This window comes from Leclercia adecarboxylata (assembly GCF_035787115.1).
GTDB lineage: Bacteria > Pseudomonadota > Gammaproteobacteria > Enterobacterales > Enterobacteriaceae > Enterobacter > Enterobacter adecarboxylatus_E.
Genome location: NZ_JALKTL010000021.1, coordinates 1 through 832, shown reverse-complemented (window position 1 = coordinate 832; position 832 = coordinate 1). Strand labels below are relative to the sequence as shown.

Here is an 832-nt window from a genome sequence, read left to right as displayed (position 1 = left end):
TGAATCGCCACGGATAATCTAGACACTTCTGAGCCGTTGATAATACTGGTTTTCATATTCTGTCGGTGACATCTGATCGCTAGAACCATGCCGACGCTTACTGTTATAAAACATTTCGATGTAATCAAAAATATCGCTGCGGGCTTCTTCCCGCGTTCCGTAGATCTTTTTCTTTATCCGCTCGCGTTTCAGTAACTGGAAAAAGCTTTCTGCAACCGCATTATCGTGGCAGTTACCGCGACGGCTCATGCTGCCCTCCAGGCCGTGTGATTTCAGGAACGATTGCCACTCATGGCTTGTGTACTGACTGCCCTGATCCGAGTGAACCAGCACCTGTTTTTGGGGATTACGCCGCCATACAGCCATCAGCAGTGCGTTCAGGACAATGTCCTTTGTCATCCGGGATTGCATGGACCAGCCGATAATTTTACGTGAGAACAGATCAACAACCACGGCAAGATACAGCCAGCCTTCGTGGGTCCTGATGTAGGTTATGTCCGTTACCCAACGCTCATCCGGAGCATCCGGATTGAACTGCCGCTGGAGCCTGTTGGGCAACACGATACTGGCCTCGCCTTTACGTGCCCGCGGGCTCCGGTATCCGACCTGAGCCTTTATTCCGACACGCTTCATCAGTCGCCAGACTCTGTTGACTCCGCACTGATGCCCGCTGTCCCGCAGATCCAGATGGATCTTGCGATAACCATAGACGCATCCCGATTCCAGCCAGAACTGTTTAATCTGTCCTGTCAGTCTCAGGTCTGCCTGATGGCGTTGTGAATGCGGCTGCTGAAGCCAGGCGTAAAATCCACTGGGATGAACATCCAGCACC

At 52.0% G+C, this 832-nt stretch carries 1 protein-coding gene; it reads right to left on the bottom strand.

What is annotated here, in order from left to right:
* Positions 1 to 18: 18 nt before the first annotated feature.
* A partial coding sequence (locus tag MXM41_RS22650) for an IS3 family transposase (RefSeq protein WP_325934484.1) occupies positions 19 to 832 on the bottom strand: 814 nt, incomplete at its 5' end.